The organism is Altererythrobacter sp. TH136, assembly GCF_007065885.1.
Taxonomy (GTDB): domain Bacteria; phylum Pseudomonadota; class Alphaproteobacteria; order Sphingomonadales; family Sphingomonadaceae; genus Tsuneonella.
Genome location: NZ_CP041409.1, coordinates 1,072,453 through 1,095,435, shown reverse-complemented (window position 1 = coordinate 1,095,435; position 22,983 = coordinate 1,072,453). Strand labels below are relative to the sequence as shown.

Annotated in this window: 23 protein-coding genes and 1 tRNA gene; 10 read left to right on the top strand and 14 right to left on the bottom strand. The window is 67.4% G+C overall.

What is annotated here, in order from left to right:
• Positions 1–27 precede the first annotated feature (27 nt).
• The 3 genes from C0V74_RS05445 to tatC are packed head-to-tail and all read left to right on the top strand — an operon-like array spanning position 28 to position 1,473.
• Positions 28–297, top strand: coding sequence for a twin-arginine translocase TatA/TatE family subunit (locus C0V74_RS05445; RefSeq protein WP_143250944.1), 270 nt, complete (start codon positions 28–30; stop codon positions 295–297).
• A 31-nt stretch (positions 298–328) separates the two neighbouring features.
• Positions 329–682 carry a Sec-independent protein translocase protein TatB gene (gene tatB, locus C0V74_RS05440; RefSeq protein WP_143250943.1) on the top strand — a complete coding sequence of 118 codons (354 nt, stop codon included), beginning with the start codon at positions 329–331 and terminating at the stop codon, positions 680–682.
• Entirely contained in the window at positions 682–1,473 is a 792-nt protein-coding gene (gene tatC / locus C0V74_RS05435; protein WP_131624185.1) for a twin-arginine translocase subunit TatC, read from the top strand. Before tatB ends, tatC begins: the two co-directional genes overlap by 1 nt.
• Here tatC and mmsB read toward each other — a convergent pair.
• The 6 genes from mmsB to C0V74_RS05405 all read right to left on the bottom strand — a co-directional run bounded on the left by mmsB (position 1,454) and on the right by C0V74_RS05405 (position 7,443).
• The gene (gene mmsB / locus C0V74_RS05430; protein ID WP_143250942.1) at positions 1,454–2,326 is read right to left on the bottom strand and encodes a 3-hydroxyisobutyrate dehydrogenase; all 873 of its coding nucleotides are present in this window, start codon (positions 2,324–2,326) and stop codon (positions 1,454–1,456) included. The genes tatC and mmsB overlap by 20 nt on opposite strands.
• 82 nt (positions 2,327–2,408) lie before the next feature.
• Positions 2,409–3,191: an enoyl-CoA hydratase-related protein gene (locus C0V74_RS05425; RefSeq protein WP_143252177.1), complete on the bottom strand. Its 783-nt coding sequence runs from the start codon at positions 3,189–3,191 to the stop codon at positions 2,409–2,411.
• A gap of 11 nt (positions 3,192–3,202) precedes the next feature.
• Positions 3,203–4,261, bottom strand: a complete 1,059-nt coding sequence (locus C0V74_RS05420) for an enoyl-CoA hydratase/isomerase family protein (protein ID WP_143250941.1) — start codon at positions 4,259–4,261, stop codon at positions 3,203–3,205.
• 8 nt (positions 4,262–4,269) lie between these two features.
• Positions 4,270–5,415 carry an acyl-CoA dehydrogenase family protein gene (locus tag C0V74_RS05415; RefSeq protein ID WP_143250940.1) on the bottom strand — a complete coding sequence of 382 codons (1,146 nt, stop codon included), beginning with the start codon at positions 5,413–5,415 and terminating at the stop codon, positions 4,270–4,272.
• A gap of 31 nt (positions 5,416–5,446) precedes the next feature.
• Complete coding sequence (locus C0V74_RS13015; protein WP_210413453.1) at positions 5,447–5,938, bottom strand: hypothetical protein; 492 nt, start codon at positions 5,936–5,938, stop codon at positions 5,447–5,449.
• Between the two features lie 8 nt (positions 5,939–5,946).
• Positions 5,947–7,443: a CoA-acylating methylmalonate-semialdehyde dehydrogenase gene (locus C0V74_RS05405; protein WP_143250939.1), complete on the bottom strand. Its 1,497-nt coding sequence runs from the start codon at positions 7,441–7,443 to the stop codon at positions 5,947–5,949.
• A gap of 150 nt (positions 7,444–7,593) precedes the next feature.
• Between C0V74_RS05405 and C0V74_RS05400 the strand changes: the two genes are divergently transcribed.
• Positions 7,594–7,667, top strand: a tRNA-Gly gene (locus tag C0V74_RS05400).
• Positions 7,668–7,771: 104 nt separating this feature from the next.
• Positions 7,772–8,719, top strand: coding sequence for an alpha/beta hydrolase (locus tag C0V74_RS05395; protein WP_210413452.1), 948 nt, complete (start codon positions 7,772–7,774; stop codon positions 8,717–8,719).
• Between the two features lie 3 nt (positions 8,720–8,722).
• On the opposite strand, the gene C0V74_RS05390 is transcribed toward C0V74_RS05395, so the two are convergent.
• Positions 8,723–9,517, bottom strand: a complete 795-nt coding sequence (locus tag C0V74_RS05390) for an SDR family oxidoreductase (RefSeq protein ID WP_131624195.1) — start codon at positions 9,515–9,517, stop codon at positions 8,723–8,725.
• 93 nt (positions 9,518–9,610) lie between these two features.
• Between C0V74_RS05390 and C0V74_RS05385 the strand changes: the two genes are divergently transcribed.
• From C0V74_RS05385 to C0V74_RS05370, 4 genes are read left to right on the top strand one after another with little or no spacing between them, the layout of a single operon-like run.
• Positions 9,611–10,924, top strand: a complete 1,314-nt coding sequence (locus C0V74_RS05385) for an alkaline phosphatase PhoX (protein ID WP_210413451.1) — start codon at positions 9,611–9,613, stop codon at positions 10,922–10,924.
• A gap of 40 nt (positions 10,925–10,964) precedes the next feature.
• Positions 10,965–11,522, top strand: coding sequence for a hypothetical protein (locus C0V74_RS05380; RefSeq protein ID WP_143250937.1), 558 nt, complete (start codon positions 10,965–10,967; stop codon positions 11,520–11,522).
• A 10-nt stretch (positions 11,523–11,532) separates the two neighbouring features.
• Positions 11,533–12,153: a 6-phosphogluconolactonase gene (locus C0V74_RS05375; protein ID WP_143250936.1), complete on the top strand. Its 621-nt coding sequence runs from the start codon at positions 11,533–11,535 to the stop codon at positions 12,151–12,153.
• Entirely contained in the window at positions 12,141–12,611 is a 471-nt protein-coding gene (locus C0V74_RS05370) for an NUDIX domain-containing protein (RefSeq protein ID WP_131624201.1), read from the top strand. The genes C0V74_RS05375 and C0V74_RS05370 overlap by 13 nt, the downstream gene beginning before the upstream one ends.
• On the opposite strand, the gene dinB is transcribed toward C0V74_RS05370, so the two are convergent.
• Complete coding sequence (dinB, locus tag C0V74_RS05365) at positions 12,608–13,723, bottom strand: DNA polymerase IV (RefSeq protein ID WP_207912488.1); 1,116 nt, start codon at positions 13,721–13,723, stop codon at positions 12,608–12,610. The two genes, C0V74_RS05370 and dinB, sit on opposite strands and share 4 nt — an antisense overlap.
• 74 nt (positions 13,724–13,797) lie before the next feature.
• Here dinB and C0V74_RS05360 point away from each other — a divergent pair, with 74 nt between their 5' ends.
• Positions 13,798–15,048, top strand: a complete 1,251-nt coding sequence (locus tag C0V74_RS05360; RefSeq protein WP_131624203.1) for a multidrug effflux MFS transporter — start codon at positions 13,798–13,800, stop codon at positions 15,046–15,048.
• Here C0V74_RS05360 and C0V74_RS05355 read toward each other — a convergent pair.
• From C0V74_RS05355 to crtY, 6 genes are read right to left on the bottom strand one after another with little or no spacing between them, the layout of a single operon-like run.
• Entirely contained in the window at positions 15,045–16,592 is a 1,548-nt protein-coding gene (locus tag C0V74_RS05355) for a carboxyl transferase domain-containing protein (RefSeq protein WP_143250935.1), read from the bottom strand. The two genes, C0V74_RS05360 and C0V74_RS05355, sit on opposite strands and share 4 nt — an antisense overlap.
• Positions 16,589–18,481: an acetyl/propionyl/methylcrotonyl-CoA carboxylase subunit alpha gene (locus tag C0V74_RS05350; RefSeq protein WP_143250934.1), complete on the bottom strand. Its 1,893-nt coding sequence runs from the start codon at positions 18,479–18,481 to the stop codon at positions 16,589–16,591. Before C0V74_RS05350 ends, C0V74_RS05355 begins: the two co-directional genes overlap by 4 nt.
• A gap of 41 nt (positions 18,482–18,522) precedes the next feature.
• Entirely contained in the window at positions 18,523–19,596 is a 1,074-nt protein-coding gene (locus tag C0V74_RS05345) for a phytoene/squalene synthase family protein (protein WP_143250933.1), read from the bottom strand.
• A 10-nt stretch (positions 19,597–19,606) separates the two neighbouring features.
• The gene (locus C0V74_RS05340) at positions 19,607–20,188 is read right to left on the bottom strand and encodes a TIGR00730 family Rossman fold protein (RefSeq protein ID WP_131624210.1); all 582 of its coding nucleotides are present in this window, start codon (positions 20,186–20,188) and stop codon (positions 19,607–19,609) included.
• On the bottom strand, positions 20,185–21,699 hold the full coding sequence (locus C0V74_RS05335; protein WP_143250932.1) for a phytoene desaturase: 1,515 nt from the start codon (positions 21,697–21,699) through the stop codon (positions 20,185–20,187). Before C0V74_RS05335 ends, C0V74_RS05340 begins: the two co-directional genes overlap by 4 nt.
• The gene (crtY, locus tag C0V74_RS05330; protein WP_143250931.1) at positions 21,696–22,877 is read right to left on the bottom strand and encodes a lycopene beta-cyclase CrtY; all 1,182 of its coding nucleotides are present in this window, start codon (positions 22,875–22,877) and stop codon (positions 21,696–21,698) included. The genes C0V74_RS05335 and crtY overlap by 4 nt, the downstream gene beginning before the upstream one ends.
• Between the last annotated feature and the right edge of the window lie 106 nt (positions 22,878–22,983).

Genomic DNA, 22,983 nt, shown 5'->3' with positions numbered 1-22,983 from the left:
CCTAGATGGGCGGCAAGGAGATTACCCATGGGTTCGTTTTCCATCTGGCATTGGCTGATCGTCTTGCTGATTGTGCTCGTCCTGTTCGGACGCGGGCGCGTGGCGGAAATCATGGGCGACTTCGGCAAGGGCATCAAAAGCTTCAAGCAAGGCATGAACGAAGATGAGGCGGCCCCCGGGAGCAAGGGGCAGGGCGCCGTCCCCACGGTTCACAGCCTGGAAGGGCCACACCACGATGCCAAGCCAGCTCAGGAAGCCGCCAAGGACGCCCACCCGGGAGCAGAGCACCGCCCATAAGCGGCTGATCGGCGCCTGACGGCGGATACCCATGTTCGATATTGGCGCATCCGAGTTGTTGATGATCGTGATTGTCGCGGTTGTCGTGATCGGTCCCAAGGACTTGCCACGCGCGCTGCGCACTGCGGGCAAGTGGATCGGCAAGGTCCGCCGCACCTCCAACCATTTTCGATCGGGTATCGAGGCGATGATCCGCGAAGCCGAGATGGAGGAAATGGAAAAGAAGTGGGCCGAGCAGAACGCCCGCATCCTGGCCGAACATCCGCCGGTTGACCTGTCGGATCACGAAATGCGTCCGCTGCCGTCGCAGACGGGTGAGGAGCGCGTCGATGATCCTGCGGTCGACCCCCCGCCGCCCGACGAACCCCAGCTCCCGCTACGCTGATGGTGTTCTCGATCCGCGACATCGACCAGTCCCAGGCGCCGCTGCTGGACCACTTGATCGAGCTGCGCGCGCGGCTGCTACGCGCGTTTCTCGCCCTGGCCGTCGCGTTCGGGGTTTGCTTCTATTTCGCGCAGGAAATTCTGGGCTTCCTGGTGCAGCCGCTGCTCGATGCCGGGCAGAACCGGCTGATCTATACCAAGCTTTACGGGCAGTTTTTCGTCGAGCTTAAGGTCGCGCTGTTCGCGGCGTTCTTCCTGGCTTTTCCGATCATTGCCAACCAGTTGTGGGCGTTCGTCGCCCCGGGACTGTATGCAAAGGAAAAGAAGGCCTTCCTGCCGTTTTTGCTGGCAACGCCGGTGCTGTTCGTCGCTGGCGGGGCGCTGGCGTATTACGTGGTTATGCCCACGGCCTTCGTGTTTTTCCTGGGATTCGAAGGCACCCAAGGCGGCGTGCAGATCGATGCGCTGCCCAATTCCGAAGACTATCTCAGCCTCGTGATGCAGTTCATCATGGCCTTCGGGCTAAGCTTTCTGCTGCCGGTCTTGCTGCTATTGCTCAACACTGCAGGCATCGTCAGCCGTGCCCAGTTGGTCAGCGCGCGCCGGTACATGATCGTCGCCGCATTCGTGGTCGCAGCCGTTGCCACGCCGCCCGACGTGATCAGCCAGTTGATGCTCGCGATCCCGTTGCTGCTGCTGTTCGAAGGCGCGCTGGCGGTGATGTGGTTTACCGAAGCCAAGGCTGCCCGCGAGAAGGCCGCAGACGAGACACCTACTTCAGCGTCCGAATGATCCCGCTGAAATCGGTGTTGCCGTTGCCGGCACCGACAAAATCTTCGTACAGCGCGCGCGCCCGCATGCCCATCGGCACAGGGGCGTCCGCGGTTTCGGCGGCCTCCATCGCCAGCCGCAGGTCCTTCAGCATCAGGCCCGCCGCGAACCCGCCCTGGTAATCGTTGTCGGCGGGCGACTGCGGGCCGACGCCCGGAACGGGGCAATAGCTCGTCATCGACCAGCACTGGCCGCTGCTAACACTGGAGATATCGTAGAAAGTCTGCGGATCGAGGCCCAGCTTCTGCGCCATGGCGAACGCCTCGCACGTGCCGAGCATGCTGATGCCCAGCAGCATGTTGTTGCAGATCTTCGCCGCCTGCCCATTGCCGGCTGCGCCCGCATGGATCACCGCCTTGCCCATCGCCTGCAGGATCGGTTCGGCGCGCGTGAACGCGCTGTCGCTGCCGCCGACCATGAAAGTGAGCGTGCCGCCGTTCGCCGCCGCGATCCCGCCGGAAACGGGCGCATCGACCATTTCGTGGCCATGGTGCTGCGCCTGCTCGGCAACTTCGCGCGCGGTCGCGACATCGATGGTCGAGCAATCGAGCAGTATTGCCCCCTGCGGCGCCGCACCGAACACCTCGCCGGTATAGGCGCTCAGCACGATCTGGCCGTTGGGCAGCATCGACACCACCGCCTCTGCATCCGCGACCGCTTCGGCGATCGAGCCGGCGGTATCGCAGCCATTCTCACGCGCTCGGGCGAGCGCTTCCTCGTTGAGGTCAAATGCACGCACCTGGTGCCCGGCCTTGACGAGGTTTGCGGCCATCCCGCCGCCCATGTTGCCGAGGCCGATGAAGGCGATTTTCATGTAGGACTCCAGCTAGTGAGATGGCCAACAGGGGTGACGGCGAACCGGATCGCCCGATCATTTGCTGAGGCGGCGATGACGGTCAGCGCCCCTTCCACTGCCCCTCACGCTTTTCGATAAAGGCGGCCATGCCTTCCGCCTTGTCCTCGGATCCGGCGAGAATCTGGAAGATGCGGCGTTCGACGATCAGGCCCTGGTCGAGCGTCGTCTCGAACGCGGCGTTGACCATTTCCTTGTTCGCGATCGCGGCCATCGGGGGCATCGCGGCGATGGCGGAAGCGGTCTTAAGTGCCTCATCCAGCAGGGTTTCATGGGGCACTACCCGCGCCACCAGGCCGCTACGCTCGGCTTCGGCTCCGTCCATCATCCGGCCGGTGAGGCACATCTCCATGGCCTTGGCCTTGCCGACCGCGCGGGTCAGCCGCTGGCTGCCGCCCATGCCCGGCGCCACGCCGAGCTTGATCTCGGGCTGGCCGAACTTCGCCTTGTCGGACGCGATGATGAAGTCCGCCATCATCGCCAGTTCGCACCCGCCACCGAGCGCGAAGCCGTTGACCGCCGCGATCCATGGCTTGCGGACCGCCTTGACCAGGTCGCTGGTCCAGCGGGCGAAGAAATCCTCGAGGTAAAAATCGGCTGCCGCCTTGTCGGCCATTTCCTTGATATCGGCCCCGGCAGCGAACGCCTTGTCGCCAGCGCCGGTCAGCACGGCGCAGCGTTGGCCCCGGTCTGCCTCGAACGCTGAAAAAGCACTGATGAGATCTTCTAGAACCTGCGAATTCAGGGCGTTGAGCGCCTGCGGACGGTTCAGCGTGATCAACGTCACCGCGTCGCGGTGTTCGACGGTGACGGTCTCGAAAGGCACGTTGCGGTCGGTCACAGGGGCTTCCATTCTTCGTTGTCCGGCAACGGCGCGAAGATGCTGTCGATCAGTTCGTCGCTCACCTGTTCCGGAGTGGGCGGATTCCACTGGGGATCGCCGTTCTTGTCGACGATCACCGCGCGCACGCCTTCGGCGAAGTCGGGACGGGTCAGGACGCGGCTGGCGATGCGGTATTCCATCACCATCTCGTCGCACAAGTGATGCAACCTCGCCGATTCCGCGAGCTCGCGCAGCGCGACCTTGCAGGTCTGCGGGCTCTTGGTGCGCAGCGTGGCGAGTTCCTTGATCGCCCAGTCACTGCCCTGGTCATCGGCATCGGCTTCCAGGCTGGCGATCACCTCTTCCAGCTTGTCGGATTTGAAATGGTGCGCGATCTTGTCGGCGTTGGCCTCGATCCGGGCCGGGGGCGGGGTGACCGACAGTTCCGACAGGATGCCCGCGATCCGGTCAGGGTGCTCGGCGATCCGGACCTTCGCCTCCTCCAGTTTGTCGGTCGCCAAATAGTGAGTCGCGAGCCCCGCCCAGAGGCACTCGGCGCCATCGAGCCGGGCGCCGGTCAGCGCGAGGAATTGGCCGAGCCGGCCCGGCAGGCGCGACAGGTACCAGCCGCCGCCCACATCCGGGAACAGGCCGATGCCGGTCTCAGGCATGGCGAACCGGGTGTTCTCGGTCGCTACCCGGAACTTCGCGGGTTGCGAGATGCCGACCCCGCCGCCCATCGTCACCCCGTCGATGAAGGCGACGATCGGCTTGGCGTATTCGAACATCTGGTGGTTGAGCTGGTATTCGTCGTGGAAGAACTTGCGGCCCGAAACGCCGCCGTCGTTCAGCGCCGAGTTGCGCAGGAACGCGATGTCGCCCCCGGCGCAGAACCCGCGGCCTTCTGCGTGATCGACGATCACCGCCTCCACCGCGTCGTCCGACGCCCACTTCGTCAGCGCGGCGCTCATCGCGTGGCACATGTCGAGCGTCAGCGCGTGCAGCGCCCGGGGGCGGTTGAGCGAAAGGCGCCCGGCGCGTCCGGTGGTCTCGATCAGGATGTCGTTCGTCATGGGGTCCGTCATTGGCGCAGCATATCCCGGCCGACGATCATCCGCATCACCTGGTTGGTCCCTTCAAGGATCGAGTGGACGCGCAGATCGCGCCAGAACCGCTCAATCGGATAATCCTTCAGGTAACCGTAGCCACCAAACAGCTGCAGCGCGTCGTTGACGATCTTGCTGCCGCTATCGGTCGCCAGCCGCTTGGCCATCGCGGAAAAGCGCGTCTTGTCGGGCGCATTGTCGCTGACCTTGGCGGCGGCGAGGTAGAGCAGGGCGCGCGCGGCTTCCAGGTCGGTCGCCATGTCGGCGAGCATGAACTGGGTGTTCTGAAAATCGGCGATCGGCTGTCCGAACTGCTGGCGCTCCTTGGTGTACCGGACCGCCTCGTCGAGGCACCGCTGCGCACCCCCCAATGAGCAGGCGCCGATATTGAGCCGGCCGCCGTCTAGCCCGGCCATGGCGAAGCGGAAGCCTTCGCCCTCGGCGCCGACGCGGTTGGCGACCGGAACCCGGCAATCCTCGAAGATCAGCTGCGCGGTGGGTGAGGCGTTCCAGCCGAGCTTCCGCTCCGGCGCACCGTGGCTGAGGCCAGGGGTGCCCTTTTCGACCACCAGGCAGGTGATGCCCTTGCTGCGGTCCTCGCTGGTGCGGACCATCACAACGTAGATGTCGTTGAACCCGCTGCCGGAGATGAACTGCTTGGTGCCGTTGATCACGTAATGATCGCCATCCAGCACCGCGGTGGTCTTGAGCGCTGCCGCGTCGGAACCTGAACCCGGCTCCGTCAGGGCATAGCTGGCGATATGCTCCATGCTGACCAGCTTGGGCAGGAAGCGCGCCTTCACCTCGGGCGAAGCGAACCGGTCGATCATCCAGCTCGACATGTTGTGGATGGAGATGAACGCCGATGTCGCGGGACAGCCATAGGCCATCGCCTCCATGATCAGCGCCGCCTCCAGCCGGCCGAGGGCGATGCCGCCGCTCTCTTCCGAGACGTAGATCGACCCGAAGCCGAGCTCGCCCGCCGCCTGCACCACGTCGCGCGGGAAATGGTGATCCTCGTCCCACTGGGAGGCGAACGGCGTGATGCGGTCGGCGGTGAACTTGCGCGCCATGTCCTGGATGGCGAGTTGGTCGTCGGTAAGCTGGAACTGTCCGGTCATGCTGGTTGCGTTAGCCCATCGGGTTCAAGGTTCAAGCGGCACACTTGGTGTAGGTGAACGGCCCGCCCGGTTCCTCGCCGCCGCGTTCGGTGCGGGTGAGCGTGTCGCCGCTGGCCGACAATTCGACATCGCGGGTCCAGCTCATGCCTTCGCCGCTGAAGGCGAAGTTCGCGCGAATGGCCGTGTCGCTGCTGCTCTTGATCGTGCCGAGCTTGCCGACCGATTCGTAGAACGTCAGCGTGGTCGGCGAAATCCGCAGCAGTCCCTTCGCATCGCCGCGCGTGCTGGTGCAATCGGCGGGGACCATGCCCCAGTTGCCCTGCAGCGCCACCGGGATGCCGAATTCGGGAACACCGGTGCCATCGGTGGCGATCGCAGTCACCGCTGGCGCCGGGGCCGCTGACGTGAGAGGAGTCGGCGTGCCGGCTGCGTTCGCGCTTGCGCTCGGTTCGGGCGTGGAATCCGTGTCCTGCTGGCAGGCGGCAAGCGCCAGGGGCAGTGCGGCGAGGGCGACGAAGCGCATTGCCGGGCTCACGCGAACGTCGGGATATTGAAGGCGTTGGAACCGTCACCCCCGCCGTCGGGCCAGCGTTGGGTAACGGTCTTGACCTTGGTCCAGAACTTCATCCCTTCGGTGCCGTATTGGTTGGTGTCGCCGAACGCGCTGCGCTTCCAGCCACCGAAGCTGTGATAGGCGACCGGCACCGGGATCGGCACGTTGATCCCGACCATGCCGACGTTGACCCGGCTGGCGAACTCACGCGCCGCGTGGCCGTTGCGGGTGAAGATCGCGACCCCGTTGCCGTACTGGTGCTTCGATGGCAGCGCGACCGCTTCTTCGAAGTCCTTGGCGCGGACGATCTGGAGCACCGGTCCGAAAATCTCTTCCTTGTAGCTTTCCATGTCGGGGGTGACGTGGTCGATCAGCGTCGGCCCGACGAAGTAGCCATTCTCGTGCCCCTGAAGGGTAAAGCCGCGCCCGTCGACGACGATCTCGCCGCCTTCGGCCTCGGCGGTGTCGATCCACTGTTCAACCCGCGCCTTGTGCTCGGCGGTGACGACGGGACCGTAATGCGCGTCCTTGTCGGTCGAAACGCCGATGCGCAGCGCCTCGATCGCGGGGATCAGCTTTTCGCGCAGGCGATTGGCCGTATCCTCACCCACCGGCACCACCACGGGCAGCGCCATGCAGCGCTCGCCCGCCGAACCGAAAGCCGCGCCCGCGAGGTCGTTGACCACCATGTCGAGATCGGCATCGGGCATCACGATGCCGTGGTTCTTTGCCCCGCCCATCGCCTGCACGCGCTTACCGGCGGCGACGCCGCGGTTGTAGACGTAGTGCGCGATGTCGGACGAGCCGACGAAGCTGACCGCGGCGATGTCGGGGTGGTCGAGGATGGCGTCGACCATCTCCTTGTCGCCGTGGACCACTTGCAGCAGCCCTTCGGGCGCGCCGGCCTCGAGGAACAGCTCGGCCAGCCGCACCGGCACGGATGGATCGCGCTCCGAAGGCTTGAGGATGAAGGCGTTGCCGGTGGCGATCGCCATGCCGAACATCCACATCGGGATCATCGCCGGGAAGTTGAACGGGGTGATGCCCGCCCCGATGCCGAGCGGCTGGCGCATCGAATAGACATCGATGCCCGGCCCCGCGCCGATGGTGTATTCGCCCTTCTGCACCTGGGGGATGCCGCAGGCGTATTCGATCACCTCCAGCCCACGCTGCACGTCGCCGAGCGCGTCGTCGATCACCTTGCCGTGTTCGGAGCTGAGCAGGTGGGCCAGTTCCTCGCGGTTGGCCTCGATCAGCTGCTTGTAGGCGAACATCACCCGCGCGCGCTTCTGCGGGTTGGTCGCCGCCCAGGCCGGCTGCACCGCCAGCGCGGACTGCACCGCGCGGTCGAGCAGCGCCGCGTCGCCCAGCGGCACGCGCGCCTGCACCTCGCCGGTGGAAGGGTTCATCACATCCTTGAAATGGGTCGCGGCCGCGCCCGGGCCGCCGACCATGAAGTGATCGATGTCGCGCATGGGAAATCTCCTTTGCCGCTGCCTTGCGAGCGCAGGTGACGGAAATCAACAGGTTGCCGCTGAAACGATTGACCGGCGCGGCGAGGCCAAGCTAATGGCCGGCACACAGGGCTTCCCGCGAAGTCGTACTTCGCGGGGTCCCTCACAGGCGCGGGCATGATGTAGTGGTAGCCTGCCAGCTTCCCATGCTGGACGTGCGGGTTCGATTCCCGCTGCCCGCTCCATCCTCCTGAAAAGAGAGCCACCAGAGCCTCAAGAAACTCTGGTGCCGTGCGGCTTGCCACGGGCGCCGAAGCTGGCAATGCGCTTTGGCAGGGGAGAGACACGCTTGGCAGATACGGAACTTATCACCGACGGTACGCTGCTGGGGCGCTTCGACGGGGAGCGGCCGCCCGCGCCGCCGTGGTTCGAACAGGTGCTAGCCATCGAGCCTGAACGGTCGACCTTCGACGTCGATGGCGCCGCGATCGAGCTGCTGACCTGGGGCGAGGTGGGCCGGCCGGGTCTGCTGTTCCTCCACGGCAATGCCGCGCATGCCGACTGGTGGAGCTTCATCGCGCCGTTCTTTGCCGCCGACTATCGCTGCGCGGCGATCTCGTGGTCCGGCATGGGCCGCTCCGAATGGCGCGAGCGGTATGCGATCGCGACCTTTGCGAAAGAAGCTTTGACGGCGATCGAGGTGGCGGGCTTGGCCGCGTCAGGCGCGCCGCCGGTGATCGTCGCTCACTCGTTCGGCGGTTTTCCCACGCTGTATGTCTGCGCCGAGCACCCCGAGGCGATCGGCGGCGCGATGCTGGTCGATTCCGCTCCGCCGAAGCCCGGTGGCGGGCCGCCGCCCCGGCTGGCGGAGGGACGATCGCAGCACAACCGCTATCCCACGCTGGCGCACGCCCTGCGCCGGTTCCGCTTCCTGCCTGAGCAGGAAACCGGCCGTCCCGAGCTGATCGACCACATCGCGCGCGGGGCGCTGCACGAGGTGCCGGCCGAGGGCGATTCCCCGGCCGGGTGGACCTGGCGGTTCGATCCGCAGTTCTGGGCGCATTTCGACCGCGGCGACCTGGCGGAAGGGCTGATCGCCCGCGCCCGCGCCCCGATCGGCATCATCCATGGAGTCCATTCCGCGCTGCTGACGCCGGAACGGGTCGCGGAGATGACGGCCGCCATCCCGGACCTGCGCTTTGTCACCGGCCTGCCGCACGCGGCGCACCACGTGATGGTCGACGATCCGCTGGGGTTGATCGACGCGATCCGCGACGGGCTGCCGAAGCTGGGCTAACCCCTAGCGGGGCGGCATCCGGATGCCGCCGTCGAGCCGGAACTGGTGCGCGTTGAGGTATCCGTTGCGCGCGATTTCCAACACCAGCGAGGCGAACTCCTCCGGCTCGCCCAGCCGCTTGGGGAACGGGACGCTCGCGTTTAGCTGGTCCCACATCTGCGGATTGCGGTCCTTCATCCCCAGCATCAGCGGGGTGGCGAAGATGCCCGGCATGATCGAATTGACCCGAATACCGAGGTCCATCAGATCGCGCGCCATCGGCAGGACCAGGCCGTTCACGCCAGCCTTGCAGCTGCCATAGATCACCTGACCGATCTGCCCGTCCTGCGCGGCGACCGAGGCGGTGAGGATGATCGCCCCGCGCTCGCCGTCGTCATTGAGCGGTTCGGCATTGGCCATGCCGAGCGCCGAGATCGAGGCGACGCGGTAGCTCGACACCAGGATGCCTTCGGCGCCGAACGCGTAATCTTCGGTCGAGACGCGCTTGTATCCGCCGCTTGCCTTGTCCCACCCGACCGTCTTGCCGCGCCGGCTGGTCATCGCGCAGTGCACCGTCAAACGTTCCTGTCCGTGCGCGGAGCGGGCACGCTCGAAGCCATCGAGCACCGATTGTTCGTCGGTGATGTCGACCCGTGCGAACAGCCCGCCGATCGCCGCCGCGTGCGCCTCGCCCGCTTCTTCGTTCACGTCGAAGATGGTGACCTTGAAGCCGGCTTCGGACAGCGCCTGCGCGCTGGCCTTGCCAAGACCGGAGGCGCCGCCGGTGACCACCGCTGCCAGGCCTGGTTCTAATTTCATGGTCGCTGTCCTCTCGCCTCAAGAATCGGCTGTCATCGCCGTGTCTCCACGCTATCGCAGGGCACAGGCACGATCGCCAAGAGGGTTCGCCGCATGACGTTTGAAATGCACCGCCGCACGTTCCTGTCCGCTACCGCCAGCGCGTTCGCCGCGCTCGCCGCGAGCGGCTGCTCGACCGTCCAGCGCCGCTCCACGGTGGGTTACGGTCCGCTGGTGGCCGACCCGGCCGGGTTGATGGACCTGCCGGCGGGCTTCACCTACCGCGTGATCTCGCAACTGGGCGACACGATGAGCGACGGCTTCACCGTGCCCGACGCCGCCGACGGGATGGGCTGCTTCGACCTTGGCGGCGGCAAGATCGCGCTGGTGCGCAATCACGAACTGATGCCGGGCAAGGACGGCGGCGGCGTCATGGGGCCCGCGTTCGACACCACCGGGCGCAGCTTGGTCCCGCTGCCGGGCGGCACCACCACGATCGTGCTCGACGCGCGGACGCTGCAGGTGGAGAAACAGTATCGCAGCCTTGCCGGCACCATCCGCAACTGCGCGGGCGGCACGACCCCGTGGGGCAGCTGGCTGACCTGCGAGGAAGCGCCGTTCAAGGCCGATGGCCGCGTGGCCAACCAGGATCATGGCTGGACTTTCGAAGTGCCCGCGCGCGCGCCGGGCCTGGTCGATCCGGTGCCGTTGACGGCGATGGGGCGGTTCAATCACGAAGCCGCCTGCGTCGATCGGGCGACCGGCTATGTCTATCAGACCGAGGACCGCGCGGATGGGCTGCTCTATCGGTTCATTCCCGACGTGCCCGGACAGCTGGCCAAAGGCGGCAAGCTGCAGGCGCTGGCACTGACCGATGGCGTGCGCGACACCCGCAACTGGGACGGGATGACGGTTGCACCGCAGAGCTGGCGCGGGGTGAAGTGGATCGATCTCGACGACGTGGAAGCGCCCGCCGACGATCTGCGCAACCGCGGCGCGGCTGCTGGCGCCGCGCTGTTCGCGCGCGGGGAAGGCATCTGGATGGGTGACGGCGAGGCGTATTTCACCTGCACCAACGGGGGTAACGCGAAGCTGGGCCAGATCTATCGCCTCGACATGCGCGGCGAACGCGGATCCGGCGGCAAGCTGCAGCTGTTCTTCGAATCGACCAGCGCGGACCAGTTCAATTACGGCGACAACCTGACGGTCGCGAACTGGGGCGACCTGATCGTGTGCGAGGACCAGTACACCGACGACGTCACCAACCACCTGCGCGGCATCACGCCCGAAGGCGTCGCCTATCCGCTGGCGTTGCTGCGCCAGCAGACCGAGCTTGCGGGCGCCTGCTTCTCGCCCGATGGGCGGACACTGTTCGTCAACGCCTACAGCCCGGCAAAGACGCTGGCGATCACCGGGCCTTGGGTCTGATGGGGCGAGTGACCGGCCGGGGGTGTGACGGGCTGACCTCTTGAACGCGTTCCTGTTTTCGCTGGTCGCGGTGTTCGCCGTGTCGCTGGGCAGCGGCGATCAGCTGCTGGCGGCTCGGCTGGCCGATCGAACGGGCCGGGGCGGCGGGCTGCTGGTGGTGGGGGCAATCGCCTCCGCGTTGTCGGCCCTGGCCATGGCGGTCGCCGGTCTCGCCTTTGCCCTGATCCTGCCGGAACCCGCCGCCGACATGCTGGTGGCGATCGCCTTGCTGGTCGCGGCGGTGGAGCTGGCCTGGCCGTGGCGGCGCAAGCTGCCCGAAGAGCCGACCCATTCCCTGTTCGCGACCCTGATCGTGCTGCTGGCCCGGCAGATCGGCGATGCGGCGCGGTTCCTGGTGTTCGCCTTCGCAGCGGGCGGCTCCGCCTGGCTGGCGGGCGCAGGCGGAGCGCTGGGCGGCACCGCCGCCATTGCGCTGGGGGTGACGCTCGCGGCGGAGCTGGAGCGCTGGCCGGTGCGCGCCATTCGCCTGACGCTGGCAGCGCTGGTCGCGATCGTCGGGGTCTACGCCGGGCTCGCCGCTCGCGGGATCATCGGCTAGGCGGGTGCAGGTGTCATCGCCCCACATCATCGAAGGCGCGGACGACGCCGAGGTCGCCCGATGGATCGAGCGGACGCTCGCCAACGCGCTGGCATCGACCGGGGGCCCTGTCGCAGTGACGATGCCCGGTGGCTCGACCCCGTTTCCCATCCTGGAGCGGCTGGCCGCGGCCCCGCTCGACTGGCGGCGGGTGACGGTGTGGCCGGGCGACGACCGGGTCGTGCCCGAGGATCACCCCGCGTCGAACACCGGCCGCATCCGCGCGCTGCTTCAACCCGCGGGCGCCGAAGTGGTCACGCTGACGGTGATGGAACAGGTGCCGCGCTTCGCGCTTGCATGGCTTGGCATGGGCGAGGACGGGCACGTCGCCTCGCTATTTCCGGGCAGCGAGCCGCGCGTCGATGATCCGGAATCGATCCGCCGCCTGACCCCCGATCCGCTGCCGCCCGAAGCGCCGTTCGACCGGATCACGCTGACCCTGCCGGCGCTGCTGGCCAGCGACGCCTTGTTGCTGGTGATCCGTGGCGCGGCCAAGCGGCGGGTGCTGGCTGACGCTATCGCCGGCCGCAGCGATACGCCGGTCGCGCGCCTGCTCGCCGCCGCCAGCCAGCCGGTCACATGCTTCACCTGATCCCGCGCCCGCTGCACCGGCTCGTCCTGCGCGCCGCACATGCGCTGCGGCAGCGCTGGCGCAGGCACCTGCGGCTGCCGATCCAGGGGGTGACGGTGTTCGTCACCGATCTTGAGGGCCGGTTGCTGCTGGTGCGGCACAGCTATGGGTCCGGCAGCTGGGCGCTGCCCGGCGGCGGGATGCGGCGGGACGAGAAGGCCGAGGATGCGGCAACGCGCGAGATCGCCGAGGAAGTCGGTTGCCGGCTGGAAGGCGCGCGCGTGCTCGAGGCGCTGGAGGAAACCCTGTCCGGCGCGCCGCACACCGCCTGGCTGGTCGCCGGGCGCACGCCCGACTGGCCACGCCCGGATCGCCGCGAAATCCTGGAGGCGCGGTTCTTCCCCACCCATTCGCTGCCCGAGCCACTGACGCGGTTGTCGCGCAGACGGATCGAGGCGTGGCGGGGGCAACTGCGCTAAAGCAACGACAGCTGCGCGTCGTCCCGCGCCGGCTCGGCCGCGCCGCCCCGGTCGAGGTTCGACAGCGTCAGGCCCATCAGCCGGATCGGCAGCGGCAGGGGCAGCGCTTCGTCGAGTAGCTCGCGCGCCACGCGGGCGAATTCGGTCTTGTCCGCCACCGCGTGAGGCAGCGAGCGGGCGCGGGTCATGATCTGGAAATCGGTGTATTTCATCTTGAGCGTGACCGTGCGCCCCTTGGCCTCGTTGCGCTCGATCGAGGTCCACACGATGTCGATGATGCCCTCCAGCGTTTCGCGCAGGGCGGGGCCAGTGGAAATATCCTCGCTGAAGGTGCGCTCTCCGCCCACCGACTTGCGGATCCGGTTGGCGCGTACGGGGCGCAGGTCGATGCCGCGCGCCGCGCGATAGAGGTAATCGGCAAAGCTGCCAAAATGCGCGCGCATCCACGGCAGGTCCTTGGCGGCGAGATCGGCGCCGGTCGTGATGCCCAGCCGCGCCATCTTTTCCGCCCCCTTGGGCCCGACCCCGTGAAAGCGGCGGATCGGCAGCGACTGGACGAACGCCGCCCCCTGGCCCGGAAGGATCACGCACAGCCCGTCGGGCTTGTTCTGGTCGCTGGCGAGCTTGGCGAGGAACTTGTTGTAGCTGACCCCCGCGCTGGCGGTGAGCCGGGTATCCTCGCGGATGCGGCGGCGGATGTCCTGCGCGATCTTCGTGGCGCTGCCGATGCCCTTCAGATCATCCGTCACGTCGAGGTATGCCTCGTCGAGGCTCAGCGGCTCGACATGGGGGGTATAGTCGCGGAAGATCGCGCGGATCTGCTGGCTGACTTCCTTGTAGACGTCGAAGCGGTGACGCACGAACACCAGGTCCGGGCACAATCGCCGCGCGGTAGCGCCGGGCATGGCGCTCCGCACGCCGAACCGCCTTGCCTCATAGCTGGCGGCGGCGACCACGCCGCGCGTGCCCGACCCGCCCACCGCCACCGGCAACCCGCGCAGCGAGGGGTCGTCGCGCTGCTCCACGCTGGCGAAGAAGGCGTCCATGTCGACATGGATGATCTTGCGCAGCCCTTGCGCGGTCTCCCCATCGTCATCATCTTCCTGGCTCACGGCGTACAGCTAGACCTTCACTCGGAAAATCGGAACTGGCCACGGCCTCGCAAGAGGTGCACCGCCGCCCCGCCATGCACGGACCTGCCACCCCCGCCGAAGAACGCACCTTCGCCGCGATGAGCGAGCGGCGGCTGGTGTTCATGATGGCCGCGCTGATGAGCCTGCAGGCGCTGGGAATCGATTCGATGCTGCCCGCGCTCGGCATGATCGGCGACGAGCTGGGCGCGGTGGGCAACGAACGCCAGCTGGTGATCGGCGCCTACCTGCTGGGATCGGGTCTGGGGGCGCTTGCCCCCGGCGTGCTGGCGGACCGGTTCGGCCGGCGGCCGATCCTGCTTGGCTCGATCGTCATCTACGCCGCGCTGTCGCTGGTCTGCGCGCTGGTCACCCAGTTCGAAGTGATGGTCGCCCTGCGCATGGGCCAGGCGTTCCTGACTGCCGGCCTGTCGGTGCTGCCCGCGGCGATCATCCGCGACCGGGTGGGCGGCGACCGGATGGCGCGGATGATGTCGACCATCATGGTCGTGTTCATGGTCGTCCCGGTGCTCGCACCGTTTCTCGGCCAGACGGTGCTGCTGTTCGCCGGCTGGCGCTATATCTTCGTGCTGATGGCGGCGCTGGCGACGGTGATCGGCGTGTGGACGTGGTATGGTCTGCCCGAAAGCCTGCACGCCGAAGATCGCCAGCCGATCGCGCTGAAGCCGGTGTTCCGCAACATGCGCGAGGCTTTCCTGCGGCGCGACGCGATCGGCTATGTCATCGGTTCCAGCCTGGTGTTCGGCGCGCTGTTCGGGTTTCTCAATTCGGCCCAGCAGCTGGTCAGCGAAACCTTCCAGATGGGTCCGTACTTCCCGTTCATCTTCGGCGGCGCGGCGGCGGGGATGGCGCTGGCGAACTTCTTCAATTCGCGCATCGTGGAGCGGTTCGGCGCGCGGCGGGTGTCGCACACCGCGCTGATCGCCTTCATCGCCACCTCGGTGCTGCAGGTGCTCGCCGCCAGCCAGCAGGACGAAAAGCTGTGGCAGTTCCTGCCCCTGATGGCGGCCAACATGGCGCTGCTGGGCTTCGTCGGCGCGAACTTCGGCTCGATCGCGATGCAGCCGTTCCAGCATATCGCCGGGTCGGCATCGTCGGCGCAGTCGTTCCTGCGGATGGTCACCTCGGCCGTGCTGGGCGCGGTCATCGGCCAGGCGTTCGACGGCACCGCCCGGCCGCTGGCGTGGGCGCTGCTGATCGCGGGCGTCGTCAGCCTCGCCTGTGTGCTGTTCAGCGAGAAGGGCAAGCTGTTCCGCCGGCTTCACCCGCCGGAAGGGGCGCGCTAGGCCCCCAGCGTTCGCCACGCGAGCCCGGCAAATTCGCACAACAGCGGCCGGGTATCGCGCGGATCGATGATGTCTTCCACGTTGAAGCGTTCGGCGCTGCGGAATGGGGAGGTCACCTTGCCCAGCCGCTCGCGGATGCCTTCGAGTTCCGCCGCCGGATCGTCCGCCGCCTCGATCTCCGATTTGTAGGCGACCTCCAGCCCGCCCGCGATTGGCAGGCTGCCCCAATCCCCTGACGGCCAGCAATAGCGGTACTGGTACCGGTCCGCGTTGGACATCGCGCTGCCCGCGATGCCGTATGCGCGGCGCAGCACCACGCTCGCCAGCGGGACGGTCGCCCGGTAGACCGCGTTCATCGCCTGCACGCCGTAGCGGATGGTGCCGGCCATCTCCGCCTCGCGCCCGATCATGAAGCCGGGGTTGTCGACCAGGTGGACGATCGGCAGGCGGAACTGGTCGGCGAGCTTCACCCAGCGTTCGACCTTTTCTGACGTCTTGGCGTCCCACGATCCGCCGAGATAGCTGGGGTCGCTCGCCAGGACCGCCACCGGCCAACCGTCGAGCCGGGCGAGTGCGGTGATCGCGGCGCGTCCCCACAGCCGGCCGATCTCGAACACCGTGCCCCGGTCGAAAACGAGGTCGAGCGCGCGGCGCATCGAATAGACCTGCTTGTCGCCGCGCGGGACGATGTCGAGCAGCGCCTCCTCGCGCCGGTCGGCGGGATCGCCGGTATCGATCCGGCGGGCGAGCTGGCCGGCGTATTCGGGCATGAACGACAGGAAGTGCCGCGCGCGGGCAAAGGCCTCTTCCTCCGACGCCACTTCGTCATCGACCACTCCGTTGCGCGCGTGGATGCCGCTGCCGCCGAGCGCTTCCTTGGCTTCTTCGTGATTGGCCGCGCCGCCTTTCCAGTTGTCCCCCAGCGCATCGACCACCGCGGGTCCGGCGGCGAAGATCTGGGACAGGCCCTTGACCATGATCGAATAGTGGCTGGCGACGATCCGCGCCGCGCCGAGCCCCGCCGTGGGGCCGAGCGCCAGCGCCACCACCGGCACGGTGTCAAGGTTCTGCACCACTTCGCCCCAGGGGGTCACGGCGGGGATATAGGTCGCGCCGATCTGCTCCAGCGTCTTGACCGAGCCGCCGCCGCCGGTGCCGTCGATCATGCGGATGATCGGCAGCTTGAGCTCGTGCGCCATCTTCTCGGCCTGAACCATCTTGCGCCCGATCCCGGCATCCGCCGCGCCGCCGCGAATGGTAAAGTCGTCCGCGGTGGCAACGACAGGGCGACCGTTGATCTCCGCCTTGCCGAACAGGAACGGGGCGGGGAGGACGCCGGTCAGTTCGCCGTTCTCGTTGTAGCTGCCCTTGCCGGCGATCTTGCCGATCTCGCGGAAACTGCCCGGATCGACCAGCGCCGCGAGTCGCGCGCGGGCGTCCATCTTGCCGCGGCCGTGCTGGCGCGCGACCTTGTCCGCGCCGCCCATCTGTTCGGCGAGCGCCTCGCGCCGGCGCAGCTCTTCGAGTTCCTTGGCCCAGGTCATTCCGTAGCGGCAGCCTCCACTCGCGCCAGCAGGGTTTCGACCTGCACCTGGCTGCCCTGGCTGACCGACAGATCGGTCACCGTGCCGGCAAACGGAGCGGTGAGCGCGTGCTCCATCTTCATCGCCTCGAGCACCATCAGCCGCTGGCCGGCAGTGACCATTTGGCCTTCCGTCACATCCACCGCGATGACCTTGCCCGGCATGGGCGCGACGATGTCGCCATCGTGAGCGGAGTGGGAACCGGCGGGGTTGGCGCGGTCGGGTGAAAACTGGAACGCCGCTCCATCTTCGAAGAAGGTCCGCAGATCACCATCACCAACAATGGTGCGGGCGTATCTATGCCAAACTTCGGCATCGTCCAACTCGACCGTCCGGACTGCACCGTCCACCTGGAGCCGGACGCTGTGCTCGGCGTCGCGGTTGAGGCGAAATCCGCGAAGGGTCTGGAGCATGAAGTGGTCGGTGGCGGCTTGCGATCCACTCACCAGGTCATCTGCCGCGGCTTGCAACAGATTACCCGTAGGCTGCGGCGGATCGATCAGCCGATCCTGATTGTCGCCAATAAAGCCCGTGCTCAAATCGCCCCGGCGAAAGGCCGGCTCTGCCAACAAACGCGCAAGGAACCAGGCGTTGGTCCTGACAGGTTCGATTTCCACCGATCGGCAAGCGGCCGTGAGGGTATCGATCGCCTCGTCCCGGTCCTCTCCCCAGGCGATCAGCTTGGCGATCATCGGATCGTAGAACGGTGAGATGTGGTCGCGCTCTTCTACCCCGGTGTCGATCCGGCCGCCAGAGAGGTGAAAATGATCGAGCGGACCAATGCTCGGCAGGAACCCCTTCGCGGGGTTCTCCGCATAGAGCCGCGCTTCCATGGCCCAGCCGTTGATCGACAGTTCGCCCTGCGTCAGCGGCAGGGGCTCCCCGCTGGCGACGCGCAGCTGCCACTCCACCAAGTCGACCCCGGTAATCTCCTCGGTCACGGGGTGTTCGACTTGCAGGCGGGTATTCATCTCCATGAAGAAGATGCGGTCGGCACGCAGGCCCTCGCTGGCGTCGGCGATGAATTCGATGGTGCCCGCCCCCTCGTAGTCGACCGCCTTGGCGGCGCGGACGGCGGCGGCGCAGATTTCTTCGCGGGTCGCCTCGTCCATGCCGGGGGCGGGGGCTTCCTCGATCACTTTCTGGTGGCGGCGCTGCAAGGAACAGTCGCGTTCGAACAGGTGGACCACGTTGCCGTGGCTGTCGCCGAACACCTGCACCTCGATGTGGCGCGGCGAGGTGATCCATTTTTCGAGCAGGACCTGATCGTTGCCGAAGCTCGCTGACGCCTCGCGCCGGCACGATTGCAGCATTTCCTCGAACTGCGCCGCGTCATCGACCTTGCGCATGCCCTTGCCACCGCCGCCGGCGACGGCCTTGATCAGCACCGGATAACCGATCGCGTCAGCCTCGGCCTTGAGGCGCTCGATGGACTGGTCGTCGCCCAGGTAGCCGGGCGTGACCGGCACGCCGGCGGCGATCATCCGCTCCTTTGCCGCGTCCTTCAGGCCCATCGCCTCGATGCTGTCGGGCTTGGGCCCGACCCAGATCAGTCCGGCCGCGATGACCGCGCGGGCGAAGTCGGCGTTCTCCGACAGGAAGCCGTAGCCCGGGTGGATGGCATCGGCGCCGGTCGACTTCGCGGCGTCGATGATCCGCTCGCCCACCAGGTAACTTTCGGCCGCGGGGGAGGGGCCGATATGCACCGCCTCGTCCGCTTGCCGCACGTGCAGGGCCTTGGCATCGGCATCGGAATAGACCGCCACGGTGGCGATCCCCATGGCGCGCGCGGTGCGGATGACGCGGCAGGCGATCTCGCCGCGATTGGCAATCAAAAGCTTGGTGATCATGGCGGCGGGGTTAGTGTGCGCCGGCGGCCCCCGCAAGCGGCTCACTCGTCGGCGAGTGGCTCCATCGGCGGGGGCGGGATGGGCTGGGCCATGCGCACGTCGATCAGGATTGCGCCGCGAGTCCAGGCGGGCGGCTCAGGCGGTTCTTCCGGCTTGTTGCGCACCGCCTCGCCGAACGCGGCGGCGACGTGGCGCAGTTTTTCGAGCCGGCCGATCACCACCCGGTGATCCCACGCGCGCGTTCCCAGTTCCACGACCCGCCGCCCGATCGCGCCATAGATGCGCGCCGCCGCCAGGATTGCCCAACGCTGGCGGAACGGCAGCTTGGCCGCGCCGAGCCGGGCATACGCCTCGTGCCGCTCCATCCGCCGGATCAGCCGCGCGGCGATGTCGGTCAGTTCCTGCCGGTGATGCGGCTTCAGGTGCTGTCCGGGTTCGATGTCCTCCTCGACCAGCCACTCGACCGGCAGGTAGCAGCGATCGGCCTTGTCATCCTCGTCAAGGTCGCGGGCGATGTTGGCCAGCTGAAACGCCAGGCCAAGGTCGCACGCCCGGTCGAGCATCCACGAATCGTCGCGCGGCACCCCCATGACCTGCGCCATCATCACGCCCACCGCGCCGGCAACGTGATAGCAATAGCGCGCCAGGTCGGCCTCGCTCCGCGGCCGCCAGCCGCGGGCATCGAGTTCGAAGCCCATGATCACGTCTTCGGCCATTTCGCGGGTGAGGCCGCTTTCGCGCGCCACCAGGCCAAACGCGTCGAACGCGGGATCGGCGGTGGGCAGCCCTTCGAATGCCCGCTCGGTCAGCAGGCGGATCGCGGTCAGCCGGCGCTCGGCGCCTTCCTCCTCGCCCAGTGTACCGCCGTGATCCTGGTTGTCGGCCAGATCGTCGCACCGGCGGCACCAGGCATAGAGCAGCCACACCTTCTCGCGCGTGTCGCGGTCGAACAGGCGGCTGGCGAGGGCAAAGCTGCGCGACCCCTTGGCGATCGCGTGTTCGGCGTAATCGACCAGGTCCTCACGCTCGCGCCCCCCGCCGGCCTGGGACGGGGTGGTGCGCAGGATGCGACTGGGCGCCAGCATCCGGGGAACGACCCGCCTTGGCTTCCTCATCGCGGCTGGCTCACAGTTCGCTCGCGCTCATCTGGAAGATGGGGGTGTGCGGGCGGTAGGCGGCCATCTTGTCGAGCAGGTCGGGCAAGGTGTCGGCGGCGACGATGATGTTCTGGTGCGCCGGCCGGACGAAGCCGACGTCCGCCATGTGGCGGTTGAACGCGATCAGGTGATCGTAGAACCCGAACGAATTGAGCAGGCCGACGGGCTTGGTGTGATAGCCCAGCTGCGCCCAGCTGACCGCCTCCCACAATTCATCCATCGTGCCGACCCCGCCGGGAATGGTGACGAAGCCGTCGGAAAGGTCGGTGAAGCGCTGCTTGCGCTCGTGCATTCCGCCGACGGTATAAAGCTCGGTGCAGTCGCGGTTGGCCACTTCGGAGCCGGCCAGCGCTTCGGGGATGACCCCGATGACCTCTCCACCCGCTGCCAGCGCACCCGAGGCGACCGCCCCCATCAGGCCCAGCCGGCCGCCGCCATAGACCACCCCGATCCCGCGCTCCGCCAGCCCGCGGCCGACGTCGCTGGCCAGTTCGATGTAGCGCGGATCGGCGGGGGTGGCGGATCCGCAATACACAGCCAGCCGCTTCATTGCGCAAGGTCCTCGATCATCAGCCCCGCGGTGGTCTTCGCGCTCGCCACCACGCCCGGAATGCCCGCGCCCGGATGCGTGCCGGCACCTACGAGGTAGAAGTTCCTGATCACGTCGTCCCGGTTATGGCCCCGGAAATAAGCACTTTGGGTCAGCACCGGTTCCAGGCTGAACGCGCTGCCCAGGTGGGCGTTGAGGTCGCTTGCGAAATCGCTCGGCGCGTAATGGAACTTGGTCACGATCCGATCGTGGATGTCGGGGATCAGCCGGCGGCCGAGTTCGTCGAGGATGCGCTTTTCCAGCATCGGACCGACTTCGTCCCAGTCGACCGCCAGCTTGCCCATGTGGGCGACCGGCACCAGCGCATAGAACGTGCTCTTGCCCGGGGGCGCCATGCTGGGATCGGTCACCGTGGGGTGATGGAGATAGATCGAGAAGTCCTGCGGCAGCACGCCGTGTTCGTAGATGTCGTCCAGCAATCCTTTATAGCGCGGACCGAACAGGATCATGTGGTGCGGGATGCCGGGCCAGGTACCCTCCAGCCCGAAATGGACGACGAACAGAGACGGGCTGAAGCGCTTTCTGGCGAGCTTCCGCGCCTGGTCCGTGCCCCGCCGGGTCTGCCCCAGCAGGTCGCGATAGGTGTGGACCAGATCGCCGTTGCTGGCGACGGCGTGGAACCGTTCGCGCCAGCCGCTGTGCGTTTCCACCTCGGTCGCGCGGTCGCCGATCGTGTGCACCCGGGTGACCGGATCGTGCAACCGCACCTCTCCGCCGAGCCGCTCGATATGCCGCACCATCGCGGCGGCAAGCCGGTTGGTGCCCCCGCGCGCCCACCACACGCCGCCGTCCTTTTCCAGCTTGTGGATCAGCGCATAGATCGCGCTGGTGGTCATCGGATTGCCCCCCACCAGCAGGGTGTGGAAGGAGAGCGCCTCGCGCAGCTTTTCCGATTTGATGTAACTCGACACCATCGAATAGACCGACCGCCACGCCTGATACTTGGCGAGCGCCGGGGCGGCCTTGATCATGCTGGCGAAATCGAGGAACGGCTTGGCGCCGAGCTTGACGTAACCCTGCTCGTAGACTCCTGCGGAATAACGCAGGAAATCCTCGTACCCTGCGTAATCGCCCGGTGCGACGCGGTCGATCTCCGCGCGCAGTCCCGCTTCGTCGTTCGAATAATCGAAGTTTACCCCGTCGGGCCAATTGAGGCGATAGAACGGGCTGACCGGCATCAGTTCGACATCGGCGGCGATGTCATGGCCGGACAGCGCCCACAGTTCCTTCAGGCAGTCGGGATCGGTGATGACGGTCGGGCCGGCGTCGAACGTGAAGCCGTCACGCTCCCAGTAATATCCGCGGCCGCCGGGCTTGTCGCGCGCCTCCACCACCGTGGTCTTGATGCCGGCGGATTGCAGCCGGATGGCGAGCGCCAGCCCGCCGAAGCCTGCGCCGATGACGCAGGCGCGCTTGCCGCCTTCCGTTTGCGGCTGGGCAGGGGCGGTCATGCCGCAGCCCTCGCCAGCGACGGTCCCGCGGTGGCGAGCGCGCGCATCGCGCCCAGCACGGGCACCGGGGGTTTGCCCAGCAGGACCCGCGCCTGGTCAAGGCGGGTGGAGCGGGCGGCGTAGAAGCGTTCGATCAGCGGGTGTGGCAAGCGATAGAACCTTTCAAAGATCTTGTAGCGATCGTCCGCCGCGCCGGCGCCGAACAGCATCCGGCCGAGGCGGCGGTAGAAAATCGTGTTTTGCCAGTGGTCGCGGGCGCGGCCCTCCAGCAGGTCGGCGAGTGTTGGTCCGGGCAGATCCGCGCTGCCCGCGATCGCCAGCGCGGTTTCGGCGGCGAAGGGCAGGGTATAGCTGGTCAGCGGGTGCGCGAACCCGCCGCGCGCTCCGGCCACGGCGACCCCGGGGGTGCGGTGCGCGGCTTGAAACGCGGCGAAGTTTCCGCCGGTGATGACCGGCAACACGCCGGTTTCCTCAGCGACCGTGGCGCCCTCCCAGCCGTTGCGTGCGCAGTATCGATCGATCCGCGGCGCGAGCACGGCGGGATCGAGCGCCGGACTGTCGGCATAATAGGTGTCTTCGACGAACAACTCGTCCGGCGTCAGGGGAAGCGTGTAGACGAACCGATAGGCGCCATGCTGCGCGACGGCGGCGTCCATGATGATCGGCCGGTCCAGTCCGTGCGGCACGCGCGTGCGCAGATGCCGGCCCATGAACACCTGCCAGCCGCCAGCCAGCGAAGGCGCGGCGTCGATCCCGCGCGCATCGATCACCATCCGTGCCGCGATCCGCTCCCCGCCCGAAAGCACGATCCCGGCAGCGTCGAGCGCGGCGATCGGGCAACTAGTGCGGATCGCCTCTCGCGGTAGCAGGCGCCGCAGTTCGCGGTCGAACGCGGCCGAGCTCAATGACCGGTACGGCGTGCTCAACTCGCGCGAGAGGGCGGGAAAGCGCACCGAATAGCCGTTCCATCGGGCCGGTTCGAAGTGATCGAGCAATGCGGTGCCGGCGTCGTCCAGGTCGGTTGCGAACCAGCTCCAGCGGTGGTTGCCGCCCAGCGTTTCGCCGCTCTCGACCACCGTGACCGCAAGATCCGGGCGCGCCTGCCGCAGCGCGAGCGCGATCAGACCCCCGGCCAGACCGCCGCCGGCGATCGCGATATCTGTCGAGCGCCCGTTCATGCGCCCCTGCCCTAGGACGCATCGGCGCATCCGGCAACGCTTCCCGTCGTTCGCGCAGCGCGCCGTGCCGGGCGGGTCGGTCAGGAACGCCGGCACCCGTGAACGG